Annotated in this window: 11 protein-coding genes; 5 read left to right on the top strand and 6 right to left on the bottom strand. The window is 70.2% G+C overall.

Annotated features, from left to right (window positions below):
* Window positions 1-64 precede the first annotated feature (64 nt).
* From AB0300_RS04900 to AB0300_RS04890, 3 genes are all read right to left on the bottom strand, one after another.
* Window positions 65-757 carry a coenzyme F420-0:L-glutamate ligase gene (locus tag AB0300_RS04900; protein WP_029989267.1) on the bottom strand — a complete coding sequence of 231 codons (693 nt, stop codon included), beginning with the start codon at window positions 755-757 and terminating at the stop codon, window positions 65-67.
* On the bottom strand, window positions 757-1,998 hold the full coding sequence (locus tag AB0300_RS04895; RefSeq protein WP_025103582.1) for an RNA polymerase sigma factor: 1,242 nt from the start codon (window positions 1,996-1,998) through the stop codon (window positions 757-759). Before AB0300_RS04895 ends, AB0300_RS04900 begins: the two co-directional genes overlap by 1 nt.
* 167 nt (window positions 1,999-2,165) lie before the next feature.
* Window positions 2,166-3,107 carry a PAC2 family protein gene (locus tag AB0300_RS04890; protein ID WP_025103583.1) on the bottom strand — a complete coding sequence of 314 codons (942 nt, stop codon included), beginning with the start codon at window positions 3,105-3,107 and terminating at the stop codon, window positions 2,166-2,168.
* Window positions 3,108-3,221: 114 nt separating this feature from the next.
* Between AB0300_RS04890 and AB0300_RS04885 the strand changes: the two genes are divergently transcribed.
* The 3 genes from AB0300_RS04885 (at window position 3,222) to sucB (ending at window position 7,915) form a co-directional block, all read left to right on the top strand.
* Window positions 3,222-4,700 carry a leucyl aminopeptidase gene (locus tag AB0300_RS04885; RefSeq protein WP_025103584.1) on the top strand — a complete coding sequence of 493 codons (1,479 nt, stop codon included), beginning with the start codon at window positions 3,222-3,224 and terminating at the stop codon, window positions 4,698-4,700.
* A gap of 5 nt (window positions 4,701-4,705) precedes the next feature.
* Window positions 4,706-6,079: a dihydrolipoyl dehydrogenase gene (gene lpdA / locus AB0300_RS04880; RefSeq protein ID WP_025103585.1), complete on the top strand. Its 1,374-nt coding sequence runs from the start codon at window positions 4,706-4,708 to the stop codon at window positions 6,077-6,079.
* A gap of 66 nt (window positions 6,080-6,145) precedes the next feature.
* Entirely contained in the window at window positions 6,146-7,915 is a 1,770-nt protein-coding gene (sucB, locus tag AB0300_RS04875) for a 2-oxoglutarate dehydrogenase, E2 component, dihydrolipoamide succinyltransferase (RefSeq protein ID WP_366215566.1), read from the top strand.
* 16 nt (window positions 7,916-7,931) lie between these two features.
* Here sucB and AB0300_RS04870 read toward each other — a convergent pair whose 3' ends face one another.
* Complete coding sequence (locus AB0300_RS04870) at window positions 7,932-9,365, bottom strand: hypothetical protein (protein WP_139833342.1); 1,434 nt, start codon at window positions 9,363-9,365, stop codon at window positions 7,932-7,934.
* Between the two features lie 164 nt (window positions 9,366-9,529).
* Between AB0300_RS04870 and AB0300_RS04865 the strand changes: the two genes are divergently transcribed.
* A complete protein-coding gene (locus AB0300_RS04865) occupies window positions 9,530-10,240 on the top strand; it encodes a DUF4191 family protein (RefSeq protein ID WP_025103588.1) in 711 nt (236 codons plus the stop codon).
* A gap of 57 nt (window positions 10,241-10,297) precedes the next feature.
* On the opposite strand, the gene AB0300_RS04860 is transcribed toward AB0300_RS04865, so the two are convergent.
* A complete protein-coding gene (locus AB0300_RS04860) occupies window positions 10,298-11,485 on the bottom strand; it encodes a RimK family alpha-L-glutamate ligase (RefSeq protein ID WP_025103589.1) in 1,188 nt (395 codons plus the stop codon).
* Window positions 11,486-11,503: 18 nt separating this feature from the next.
* Between AB0300_RS04860 and AB0300_RS04855 the strand changes: the two genes are divergently transcribed.
* Window positions 11,504-11,992, top strand: a complete 489-nt coding sequence (locus AB0300_RS04855; protein WP_366215565.1) for an ATP-dependent zinc protease — start codon at window positions 11,504-11,506, stop codon at window positions 11,990-11,992.
* Between the two features lie 3 nt (window positions 11,993-11,995).
* Here AB0300_RS04855 and AB0300_RS04850 read toward each other — a convergent pair whose 3' ends face one another.
* Window positions 11,996-12,391 carry an RDD family protein gene (locus AB0300_RS04850; RefSeq protein ID WP_025103591.1) on the bottom strand — a complete coding sequence of 132 codons (396 nt, stop codon included), beginning with the start codon at window positions 12,389-12,391 and terminating at the stop codon, window positions 11,996-11,998.
* Between the last annotated feature and the right edge of the window lie 102 nt (window positions 12,392-12,493).

Genomic DNA, 12,493 nt, shown 5'->3' with positions numbered 1-12,493 from the left:
AAACCGGCCCCTTGCGTTCGCACGCAAGGGGCCGGTTCGTTCGTAAGGGGGTGGGTCGACCTGCTCAGACCGCGCGGACGATGCCGAGCGGGGTGGACTCGAGGCCCTGACCGAGCGGGTTGTCACCCAGGATCTTCACCAGCCGCAGCTCCCCCGCCTTGTCCAGCGTGGAGCCGAGGATGTTGCCGCCGAGATCGTTGATGTCGACCACGGCCACCTCGGCCTGGCCGCCGATCAGCGTCTTCAGGTGCGCCGCGACCCGGTCCGGGTCCTTCGGCCCGAGCACCACAGCCTCGTTGTACGGAGGGATGGTGTGCTTCGTCGGGCCGTCGATCGCGCGCGCCTTGTCCCCCGCGATGCGGTAGAAGTCGCCCTTGCGCCCGAAGGCCTTGGTGACCGCCGAGACGGCCGCCGCGAAGAGGATGCGCGGCGTACCGCACTCGCGCAGCGCCATCTCCATCGTCTCCGGCATGCCGAGACCGATGCCGTACGGCGTGCGGGTGACGTACTTCGACAGGAACAGCGCGAGCTTGCGCGGCTTGATCTCGTCGAGGCGGTAGGACCGCCCCTGCGTGATCGCGACGATCTTCTCGGTCACGAAGAGGAGGTCGCCCGGTTGGACGGCATCCTTGGCGTACTCCGTGATGATGGCGTCGAGATCGTCGTCCGGCATCACGACACGGGTGCGCAGCGGAATCCGCGCGTAGCTCTTTCCGTCGACGCTCGCCTCGAGCGCCTTGCCCTCGTTCGCCTGCATCACTCGAGGTAGTCCCGCAGCGACTGCGAGCGGCTCGGGTGGCGCAGCTTGGCCATCGTCTTGGACTCGATCTGGCGGATGCGCTCACGTGTCACCCCGAACGTGTCACCGATCTGGTCGAGCGTCTTCGGCTGACCGTCGCCCAGGCCGAAGCGCATTCGGATCACGCCGGCCTCGCGCTCCGAGAGCGAGTCGAGGAGCTGCTCGAGCTGACGCTGCAGCATCGTGAAGCCCACGGCATCGGCGGGGACCACGGCCTCGGTGTCCTCGATGAGGTCACCGAACTCGCTGTCGCCGTCTTCGCCGAGCGGCGTGTGCAGGGAGATCGGCTCGCGACCGTACTTCTGCACCTCCACGACCTTCTCCGGAGTCATGTCGAGCTCGCGGCTCAGCTCTTCCGGAGTGGGTTCGCGACCGAGGTCCTGCAGCATCTGGCGCTGCACGCGGGCGAGCTTGTTGATGACCTCGACCATGTGCACCGGGATGCGGATCGTGCGGGCCTGGTCGGCCATGGCGCGGGTGATGGCCTGACGGATCCACCAGGTGGCGTAGGTCGAGAACTTGAAGCCCTTGGTGTAGTCGAACTTCTCGACCGCGCGGATGAGACCGAGGTTGCCCTCCTGGATCAGATCCAGGAACTGCATGCCGCGACCGGTGTAGCGCTTGGCGAGGGAGACGACGAGACGGAGGTTCGCGCCGAGGAGGTGGCTCTTCGCGCGCTGACCGTCACGGGCGACCCACTGCAGGTCGAGTCCGAGCTGGCTCGTCTTCTCGGCGGGAGACATCGCGGAGAGCTTCTCCTCCGCGAACAGACCCGCCTCGATGCGCATCGCGAGCTCGACCTCTTCGGCCGCGTTCAGCAGCGCGACCTTTCCGATCTGCTTCAGGTAGTCCTTGACCGGGTCGGCGGTCGCGCCGGTGATCTGGGTCGAGTAGACCGGGACCTCTTCGTCGTCCTTGGAGGAGATGACGATCGCACCGGTCGGCAGCGGCTCGGTGAAGGCCGGCTTCGCGTCGTCCTCCTCCTCGTCGCCCGCGGCGTCTTCGGAGCCCTCGGCCGCAGCGGCGTCGTCTTCCTCGACGACGTCGTCCGACTTCTTCTTCTTCGCGGGGGCGCGCTTGGCCGCGGCACGCTTGGGCGCGGGAGCCGCTTCGGTCGCTTCGACGTCCTCGACCTCGGGATCCGCGGTGATCTGATCGGCCTTCTTCGTCCGCGTGTTCTTCGTCGTGGCAGGAGTCACGTTTCGCCTTTCACGGGGCCGCTGGGAGACCCCGGGACATTTCGGACACTAGTAAGACCCTTGTCAAGTCCAGCGCTCGAAAACACTGATTGACAACGGGTCGGACTCCTAGTATCGCACACGTATGGCGATGAGGACGCATTCGCGCCCGATCCGCACGGACGGATTCAGCCGCGGCCCGGCTTGTCGTCGTCGCCCGACGGACGGGTGGCGAGGTAGCGCTCGAGTTCGGCTGCGAGCTCATCGGCGCTGGGCAGGTCGCGTTCGCTGAATCCGCCTTCGTCGTACGAGTCGTCCTCGGGGTCACGGCCGGCCATGTAGGCGTCGTAGCGACGTTCCAGGTTGTGCACCATCTGCTGCAGCTCGTCGTTCGCCGCGACCTGCTCGTCGACCCGGGCGATGTAGTCCGCGCGCCGCTCCTGCACGGCGTCCAGCATGAGCACGAGACCGGTCGACGCCATGAGCTTCTCCGCCGCCGCGCTGACCGCCTCCGGGTTCTCGGTCTCGGCGAGGTAGTGCGGCACGAGGAGGACGAAGCCGACGACGCGTTCCCCGCGCTCCGCGAACCGGTACTCGAGCAGGTGACCGGCAGTGGCGGGCACCTGCGTGCGCGGACGCCACACGGAGTGCGACACGACGAGGTCGCGCCGGTTCCCGCTCACCGTCGTCCCGATGGGACGCGTGTGCGGCACGGGCATGGCGATGGAGTGCACCCAGTGCAGTCCCGACGCCTCGAACTCCGCTGCGAGGTCCAGCACCGTCTCCGCGAAGGCGTTCCAGGCGAAGTCGGGCTCGTAGCCCGTGAGGAGGAGGAACGGACGACCGAGCGCGTCCGTGGCGAGGGAGAGCTCGAGTCGGGGCGGGCGGAACTCGGCGAGGTGGTCCTGGTCGAACGAGATCACGGGGCGACGCGCGCGGTAGTCGAGGAGCACGTCGTTGTCGAAGATCGCGAGCGGCTGCGGCGACGTCGTCTCCCTCAGGTGATCGATGAGCCCCGACACCGCACTGCCCGCGTCGGTGAATCCGGTGAGCAGCATCACGAGAGGCAGGCCGTGGGGCACCGTGGGAGCGTTCGCGACGCGTTCGTGGATCTCTCCGGAGAAGGGCATGTCTCCATGCTACGAGCCGCACCCGGACCCGGGCTCTGACCTGTCTCGCTGAGAGCGAACACACCCCGCCGGGCGGGCCGACGACCCCGGGGCGGAGATCCTAGGATGGAGACCATGACGCTTCCCGTGCTCTCGCACACCACCGATCAGTTCCCCGGAAGCGCTGCCGATGCCGCAGTGCTCGTCGTCCCCGATCTCTCCGAGTCGGCCGAGTCCCTGGCGGCTCACCCCGGTCTCGCCGACGTCCTCGCGGGCATCGGCTTCACCGGCGCCGCCGGAGCGTTCGCGCGGGTCTACGCCCCCGAGGTGACGACGCTCCCCTTCGCGGTCGTCGGCGTCGGCTCCACCATCGACGACGCGTCCGTGCGCAGCGCCGCCGGCACGGCTCTCCGGTCCCTCACCGGCTTCGACACCGTCTCGCTCGGCCTCGCCTCCGGACTCGAGGCGCACGCGGCCGCGGCGGCGGAAGGCGCCGTCCTCGGCGGCTACCGCTTCGACGACTATCGCGCCGAGAACGGCAGGAAGAAGCGGGCGACGGCGGTCGTCGTCCACGCCCCGCTCGACGACGCGACGATCGCCCGTGCCCACGCGACGGGCGAGGCCGTCGCCCTCATCAAGGACCTCGTGAACGTGCCCGCCGAGTGGCAGAGCCCTGCGCAGCTCGCGCAGAGCGCCGCCGACAGCGTCGCCGACCTCGACGTCACCGTGCAGATCCTCGACGAAACCGCTCTCGCGGAACAGGGCTTCGGCGGCATCCTCGGCGTCGGCCAGGGCTCCGACCGGCCGCCGCGTCTCGTCCGCCTCGACTATGCGCCGGCGGACGCGCAGCGCCACATCGCCCTCGTCGGCAAGGGCATCACCTTCGACACCGGCGGCCTGTCGCTGAAGCCCGCGGCCTCGATGGTCGGCATGAAGTTCGACATGGCCGGTGCCGCGACCTCCCTCGCCGCCCTCCGCGCCATCGCCGCCCTCCGCCTCCCCGTGCATGTGACGGCGTGGCTCTGCATCACCGACAACATGCCGTCCGGCCGCGCCCTCCGCCCCGGCGACGTCATCCGCATCCTCGACGGCACCACCGTCGAGGTGCTGAACACCGACGCGGAAGGGCGCCTCGTCCTCGCCGACGGTCTGGTCGCCGCGAGCCGCGAGAACCCCGACGTCATCATCGACGTCGCGACCCTGACCGGCGCGATCGTCGCGGCCCTCGGCCACCGTCACACCGGCGTCTTCGGCGACGACGAGACGGTCGCGGAGTTCCTCGCCGCCGCCGCGCGCACGGGGGAGCCGGCGTGGCACATGCCTCTGCCCGCCTACATGGAGGAGACGCTCGACTCCCCCATCGCCGACATGATCAACGCCAACATGGGAGATCGGATGGGCGGCGCGTCCTTCGCCGGCCTCTTCCTGCGGCGCTTCGTCGGCCGTACCTCGGACGCGGACGACGCGCCGCGCATCCCCTGGGTGCACCTCGACATCGCGGGCTCCGGTGAACACGCCGGCGCCCCCTACGGCTTCACCGAGAAGGGCCCCACGGGGGCGATGGTCCGATCGATCATCGCCTTCGCCGAAGCAGCATCCCACCCGGAGGCATGACACCCATGACAACCCACACCTTCGACATCGTCGTCCTGGGCGGCGGCAGCGGCGGGTACGCCGCGGCACTGCGAGCGAGCGAGCTCGGCAAGTCCGTCGCACTGATCGAGAAGGACAAGGTGGGAGGCACATGCCTCCACCGCGGGTGCATCCCCACGAAGGCGCTGCTGCACGCCGCCGAGGTGGCGGACCACGTGCGTGACGCCTCCTCCGTGGGAGTCACGGCCTCGTTCGGCGGGATCGACGTCGCCGGGGTGCGCACCTACCGCGAGGGCATCGTCGCCAAGAAGTACAAGGGTCTCGAGGGGCTCGTGAAGGCGCGCGGGATCACGACGGTCACCGGACTCGGTCGCCTGAACGCGGACCGGAGCGTGAGCGTCGGCGACGACGTCTACGTCGGCACGGACGTGATCCTCGCCACCGGCTCCTACAGCCGCTCGCTGCCGGGGCTCGAGATCGGCGGCCGGATCCTGACCAGCGAGCAGGCCCTCGCCCTGGACGTCATCCCCGAGCGCGTGCTCATCCTGGGCGGCGGCGTGATCGGCGTCGAGTTCGCGAGCGTGTGGCGCTCCTTCGGCGCCGAGGTGACGATCGTGGAGGCCCTGCCCCACCTCGTCCCGAACGAAGACATCGCGATGAGCAAGGGGCTCGAGCGCGCGTTCCGCCGCCGCGGTATCCAGTACTCCCTCGGCGTGCGCTTCCAGAGCGCCACGCAGGACGACTCGTCCGTGACCGTCACGCTGGAGGACGGCACGGAGTTCACCGCCGACTACCTCCTCGTCGCCGTCGGCCGCGGCCCCGCCACCGCCGACCTGGGCTTCGAGGAAGCCGGCGTGCGTCTGGACCGCGGGTTCGTGACGGTGGACGGCGACCTCCGCACCGATGTCCCCGGTGTGTGGGCGGTCGGCGACATCGTCCCGGGTCTCCAGCTCGCTCACCGCGGGTTCCAGCAGGGCATCGCGGTCGCCGAGCGCATCGCGGGTCTCTCCCCCGTGAACGTGCCCGACGTGCAGATCCCGAAGGTCACCTACTCCAGCCCCGAGGTCGCCTCGGTCGGTCTGACGGAGGAGGCGGCGGTCGCCGCGCACGGTGCCGACGCCGTCCACTCCTACGAGTACAACCTCGCGGGGAACGGGAAGAGCGAGATCATCGGCACGGGTGGCCTCGTCAAGGTCGTCCGCCTCAAGGACGGACCCGTCCTCGGTGTGCACCTCCTCGGCGACCGCGTCGGAGAGCTCATCACGGAGGGGCAGCTCGCGGTCGCGTGGGAAGCCCACCCGGAGGACATCGCGCCGCTCATCCACGCCCACCCGACCCAGAGCGAGGCCCTCGGCGAAGCCTTCCTCGCACTGGCCGGAAAGCCCCTGCACGCCCTCTGAGCACCAACCGGTGCCCGAGTCACTAAGCTAGACAAGCGTCATACAACTTCTGAAGGAGACTCAGTCATGAGCACATCCGTGGTCCTCCCCGCTCTCGGTGAGAGCGTCACAGAGGGTACGGTCACCCGCTGGCTCAAGCAGGTGGGAGACACCGTCCAGGCGGACGAGGGCCTGCTCGAGATCTCGACCGACAAGGTCGACACCGAGATCCCCTCCCCCGTCACCGGCGTGATCGAGGAGATCCTCGTGGCCGAGGACGAGACCGTCGAGGTCGGTGCTCTGCTGGCCCGCATCGGTGACGGCAGCGGCGCGGCCCCTGCCGGCGATGCCCCTGCCGCCGCCGAAGCAGCTCCGGCCGAAGCCGCCGCCCCCGCCGCTCCGGAGCCCGCCGCGGCTCCCGCAGCGGAGCCGCAGGCTCCCGCCGAGTCCGCGCCCGCCGAGGCCGCCCCTGCGGCTCCGTCCGGCGACGCGACCGACATCGTGCTCCCCGAACTCGGCGAGAGCGTCACCGAGGGCACCGTCACCCGGTGGCTCAAGCAGGTCGGCGACTCGGTCGAGGTCGATGAGGCGCTCCTCGAGATCTCCACCGACAAGGTCGACACCGAGATCCCGTCGCCGGTCGCCGGCGTGCTGCAGGAGATCGTCGCCGGCGAGGACGAGACCGTCGAGGTCGGCGCCGTGCTGGCACGTGTCGGTTCCGGTGCTGCTCCCGCGGCTCAGCCCGAGGCTCCTGCCGCTCCGCAGGCCGAGGCTCCCGCCGCGCCGGCCCCGCAGGCCGAGACTCCGGCTGCACAGCCCGAGACTCCGGCTGCTCCCGCTCCGCAGGCCGAGGCCCCCGCCGCGCCGGCCCAGCCCGCTGCTCCCGCACAGCCCGCTGCTCCGGCACAGCCCGCGCAGACCGAGGCTCCCAAGCTGTCGCTGCCGACCGAGAGCGACAACCTCTACGTGACCCCGCTCGTCCGCCGTCTGGCTGCGCAGCAGGGCGTGGATCTGGCCACGGTCAAGGGCACCGGCGTCGGAGGCCGTATCCGCAAGGAGGATGTCCTCAAGGCGGCCGAGACGGCGACCGCCGCACCGGCCGCCGCCGCGGCACCGGCTCCGGCACCGCTCGAGGTGTCGCCGCTGCGCGGGACCACTCAGCCGATGTCGCGCCTGCGCAAGGTCCTCGCCAAGCGCGCGGTCGAGTCGATGCAGCAGACCGCTCAGCTCACCACCGTGGTCGAGGTCGACGTCACCGCTCTCGCCGAGTACCGCGACAGCGTCAAGGCGTCCTTCCTCGAGAAGACGGGCGACAAGCTCTCCTTCCTCCCGTTCTTCGCGCTGGCGGCGGCGGAGGCCCTGCAGGCCTTCCCGATCATCAACGCGACGGTCGACGGCGAGCAGATCGTCTACCCGGCCTCCGAGAACGTCTCGATCGCGGTCGACACCGAGCGCGGTCTGCTCACGCCGGTGCTCCGCGACGCGGCCTCGAAGAACATCGCCGAGATCGCCCACGAGATCGCCGACCTCGCGGCGCGCACGCGCGACAACAAGCTGAAGCCGGACGAGCTCGCCGGCGGCACGTTCACGCTGACCAACACCGGTTCGCGCGGCGCGCTGTTCGACACCCCCGTGGTGTTCCTGCCGCAGTCGGCGATCCTCGGCACCGGCACGGTCGTCAAGCGCCCGGGTCTGGTCAAGGTCGGCGGCACCGACGCGATCGCGGTCCGCTCCTACGTGTACCTGGCTCTGTCGTACGACCACCGCATCATCGACGGTGCCGACGCGGCCCGCTTCCTCGGTGCGGTGAAGGCCCGCCTCGAGGCTGCGCAGTTCAGCGGTCAGCTCGGAGCCTGATCCGGCGGCTTCGCCCTCACCTCGGCTGGTCCGCGACGCGATACGCGTCGCGGACCAGCCATTTCTCGTCCACCCACACCAGTACGACGATCATCGCCCCCGCGCCTGAGCCTTCTCGAGCCGCGGACGACGACGACAGCTCCAGCACGGCGATGTCTCCGTAGCGATCCACCAGCACAGGGTCGTCACCGCCGATGAGCTCTGCCGCGACCGCCCTGATCGCCGGCGCTCCCCCCGCGATCGCCGTCGCGCACACCGGATCCTCTCGCGACTCGCACTCCGCGATCCGCGTGATCACGTCCGGCAGGGCGGCCAGCGGATCATCGACCGCCGGTGGCGTGGCGCCCGCGGTGGGCGACGGCATCGGCGACCGCGCGGGTTCCCGCGAGGTCTCGTGCGCGGGATCCGACGTCGACGGACGCGCGGTCGTCGCCGTACCCGCATCGGGGCTTCCGACCGCAGAACCCTCTCCTCCGCTGGGCCACAACGACCCGGCGACGAGCACAGCCGCCGCGCAGACTCCGGCGACGACGAAGATCCGCGCCCGGCGGGGCCGTGTGCTCCGCCGCTCCGTCCCTCGGGGCGCTGCGACCTCGCGCGGGCGGACGAGGGCGCGCGCTCGGCCGGAGAGGTGGTCGAGGAAGGCGCGAAGGGCGGCGACGACCGTCGCTCGCTCGCGCACGCGGAGACGGTCCCGCGGCACGCCGGTCTCCCGCAGCCGACTGCGCGTGGCGGAGTCGGCTCGGAGGCGCCGGAGCGCCGTGGCGGCGCCGACGGAGGCACCCGTCTGATCCTCGGTCGCAGACTCCAGCGGCCGCGGCGCCGCGATCTCCAGCAGCTCCCGCTCCCCGTCTTCGAGCAGCCGTCGCGGTACACGGCGTTGCGCGGCAGCCGTGCGGAGATGCTCCCGGAGGCGATCGAGGACGCGGATCAGCGCCTTGTCCGCGCAGTCCGCGTGCAGGCGATCCAGGACTGCCAGGACCGCCGACGCCGCGTCCTGGCCCGCTCCCGGCACGAAGACAGGACGGCCGCGTTCGGTGAGCCACCAGGCCCCCGGCACCTCGGCGGCCGGCATCGGCCCCAGCTCGCTCAGCCCGCGCAGCATGCTCACGACGACCGTGCTGATCTCCCCCGAGGACAGCCCTCCCCGCGCTCGACCGGCCCGCTCCAGGAAGACGTGCAGAGTCTCCGTGCACCACGGAAGCAGCACGTCGTGTCCGCGCGCGCGACGGACGACGTCGAGAGGGGCGGCGACGTGCTGCGACCCCGCGTACCGCCACCCCGCCCATCCGGTGAGGCCCTCCGCATCGCGGCGCACGACCGGACCATCCGGCGAGGCGACGAGAGCGCCCTCCAGGGGTCCCTCCCCAGGATCCAGGAGCCGGATCGTGCGATGAGCCTGCGGCAGTACGGCCTGGTCGAAGGGCGGATTCTCACGCTCATCTGTCATGCGACCCATCCCAACCGATCGCCACGGTCCCGTCCGCGTGTTCATCCGCTCCGGGACGGGATCCGGAACCGGGCCGGACTGTGCAGGAGAGATCAGGCGCCGTCCTCTCCGCTGCACGCGAACGGCGGCATCGCAAGGCTCTCGGACTCGGTAGGCTGGTCTCCATGGCAAAGCGTGCTCCCGAACCCGAAAAGCGTCCTGGGTTCTTCTCCCAGATCAAGTCCCTCTTCCGGTTCACGCGCGAGGCCTACCCCTGGCTCCCCTGGGCGCAGGCCGCGATCCTCATCGGCGGCGTGCTCCTCGGTCTCCTGGCCGGCTACCTGATCCCGCCGTTCCAGGTGTGGACCCTCGTCCTGTGGGCCATCACCGGCCTCATGCTCGGCGTCCTCGGCGCCCTCTTCCTCATGACCCGACTTTCGACCTCGGCCATGTACACGAAGATCGACGGCATGCCCGGTGCGACGGGTCACGTGCTCAGCACCAGCCTGGGTCGTCAGTGGCAGGCCTCCGAGACACCGGTGGGCATCAACCCGAAGACGCAGGAGGCCGTGTACCGGACGGTCGGCCGCGGCGGCATCGTCGTCGTCGGCGAGGGCGCCCGCGGACGCCTCACGCGACTGGTGAACGAGGAGCGCAGCCGGGCGCAGCGCGTCGCCCACGGCGTGCCGATCACGGTGCTCTACGTCGGGCACGGCGAGGACGAGGTGCCGATCGCCGACCTCGCGAAGACCATCAAGAAGCTTCCGAAGGCCATCGACAAGGCCACCATGGCGGCCGTCATCCGCCGCATCGACTCGGTGTCGCAGTCGCTGTCGTCGCTTCCCATCCCGAAGGGGATCGACCCGACGAAGGTGCGGGCGCAGCGTCCGCGCTGACCCGCTCCCCGGAACCGCGAAGCGCGGCCGTCCTCATCGAGGGCGGCCGCGCTTCTCTCATTCCGAGAGCGGCTGCTTGGGGAGGCGGCGCACCTTCGCCCGCCGGCGACGACGCTCGGGGATCATCGAGCGCATCTCATCGAGCTTGCCGAAGCAGAACAGGCGGTCGTCGGCCTCGAGGACCACGTGCTTGCGCGGGTTCGGGATGACGCTGACCCCGCGGTGCAGCGTGAGCACCGTGATGTCGCGTTCCCACAGGCCCGCCTCCCCCAGCGTCTTGCCGACGAGGTCCGCGGCGCCGTGGACCATGAGCTCGGCGACGCCGTAGCCCGTGGAGACCGTGAGGCGCTGCCGCACGTCGATCTCCGGGAAGGCGACCTGACCGGCGATGTAGTCGATGATCGCTCCCGCGACGTCGAGCTTGGTCGCGGTCTCGATGCCCTGCAGGCCCGGGGAGGAGTTGACCTCCATCACCAGGGGTCCCTCGTCCCCCTCCAGCATGTCCACGCCGGCGACACGGAGGCCCATGATCTGGGCCGAGCGCACGGCGGCCCGCTCGTAGACGGGGTCGAGCTCGATCGCCTCGACCGAGCCGCCACGATGCACGTTGGAGCGGAACTCGTCTCCGGCCGCCGAGCGGCGCATGGCCGCGACCACGCGGTCCCCGACGACGAGCGCGCGGATGTCCCGCCCCCGGCTCTCAGCGATGAACTTCTGGATGAGCACGTTCTGCTTGGTGGAGTGGAGCGTCTCGATGATGGCCTCGGCCACCTTCACCTGAGGCGCGAGGATGACGCCGATGCCCTGGGTGCCCTCGAGCAGCTTGATCACCACGGGGGCGCCGCCGACGCGCTCGATCGCCGGTCGCACGTCGGCGCGGTTGCGCACGAAGGCCGTCGGAGGCATCGCGATGTTGTGCCGGGAGAGGATCTGGTTCGCCCGCAGCTTGTCGCGCGCGCTCGAGATGCCGTTCGCCGTGTTGGGGGTGTAGACGTCCATCTGCTCGAACTGCCGCACCACGGCGGTGCCGAAGTACGTGATCGAGTTGCCGATGCGGGGCAGGATCGCGTCGTAGTCGCTGAGCTGCCGGCCCCGGTAGTGCAGGTCGGGCTCATCGGAGGTGAGGTCGATCGCGAAGCGCAGCGTGTTGAGCACCTTCACGTTGTGGCCCCGCTGCAGTGCGGCCGCGCGGAGGCGTTGGGTGGAGTACGCCTGCGGCGCACGGGACAGCACTGCGATCTTCACGGGGGATTTCCTGCCAGGATGTATCAGGTGAGTAGGTCTACCCATTCAAACACCCTTACGGGGTGGCGCGAGTGGGTGAGCCTGCCCGATCTCGGCGTCGACTGGATCAAAGCCAAGATCGACACCGGCGCCCGCACCTCGTCCCTGCACGCGTTCGACATCCAGGAGTTCGAGCGCGACGGCGAGGCCTGGGTGCGTTTCCGCGTGAAGCCCTGGCAGGACAGCCAGGAGGACGCGGTCGTCGTGGAGTCCCCCATCCACGATCGCCGGGCCGTCCGGAGCTCGTCCGGGCACGCGCAGGAGCGTCTCGTCGTGCAGTTGATGATGCGGCTCGTCGACCGCGAGGTGATGGCCGAGGTCACGTTGAGCAACCGGGACGAGATGGGATTCCGCATGCTGATCGGCCGGGAAGCGCTGCGTCGCGGCTACGTCGTGGATCCGGCGCGTTCCTTCCTCGGAGGTCGCGCGCCCCGTGAGGCACGTCGGCGCAACCGCGGCCGCGCCTGAGCGTCAGGCGCGGATGAGGACCGTTCCCACGGCCTTGTCGTGCAGGCCACGCTGATCCGGATCCCACACCACGGCCGGGATCACGATCAGGAGCAGCAGCGTGCGCACGATCGGGCGCCACAGGCCGACCCATCCGCCGTCGAGACGGACGACGCGCATGCCGAGGATGCGGTGCCCGGGGCTGCCGCCCGCGGTCGGGATGAAGAGGATCTGCACCACGCCGAAGATGAGCAGCGTGGCGAACGGGTCGTACTGGAAGAACGCGACGGAGAGGATGACAGCTGCCGTCCAGTCGATCGCGAGGGCCCCGATCCGACGTCCAGGGCGACCGATGCTCCCCGGTCCGGACTCCGGGAGTCCGAGTCGCTCACCGGGGTACGTGTTCACAGCATCCGTCACCCCTCCAGCCTACCGAGGCTGTGGATGCCCTCTGATCCTGCTCACGCTGTAACACGGACGAAACAAAGCGGATACCGTGGAGAAATCCCCCGTCCGTACTGT

This window comes from Microbacterium sp. NPDC078814, from assembly GCF_040702645.1.
Classification (GTDB): Bacteria; Actinomycetota; Actinomycetes; order Actinomycetales; family Microbacteriaceae; genus Microbacterium.
The sequence above is the reverse complement of the archived record's forward strand: the minus strand, read 5'-3'. Positions and strand labels throughout refer to the sequence as shown.

What these genes read in the sequence shown, in the direction of transcription:
- AB0300_RS04865 (WP_025103588.1), top strand. Translation starts at nt 9,530, where the DNA reads ATGGCAAAGCGTGCTCCCGAACCCGAAAAGCGTCCTGGGTTCTTCTCC.
- sucB (WP_366215566.1), top strand. Translation starts at nt 6,146, where the DNA reads ATGAGCACATCCGTGGTCCTCCCCGCTCTCGGTGAGAGCGTCACAGAG.
- AB0300_RS04900 (WP_029989267.1), bottom strand. Translation starts at nt 757, where the DNA reads ATGCAGGCGAACGAGGGCAAGGCGCTCGAGGCGAGCGTCGACGGAAAG.
- AB0300_RS04885 (WP_025103584.1), top strand. Translation starts at nt 3,222, where the DNA reads ATGACGCTTCCCGTGCTCTCGCACACCACCGATCAGTTCCCCGGAAGC.
- AB0300_RS04890 (WP_025103583.1), bottom strand. Translation starts at nt 3,107, where the DNA reads ATGCCCTTCTCCGGAGAGATCCACGAACGCGTCGCGAACGCTCCCACG.
- AB0300_RS04855 (WP_366215565.1), top strand. Translation starts at nt 11,504, where the DNA reads ATGTATCAGGTGAGTAGGTCTACCCATTCAAACACCCTTACGGGGTGG.
- lpdA (WP_025103585.1), top strand. Translation starts at nt 4,706, where the DNA reads ATGACAACCCACACCTTCGACATCGTCGTCCTGGGCGGCGGCAGCGGC.
- AB0300_RS04870 (WP_139833342.1), bottom strand. Translation starts at nt 9,365, where the DNA reads ATGACAGATGAGCGTGAGAATCCGCCCTTCGACCAGGCCGTACTGCCG.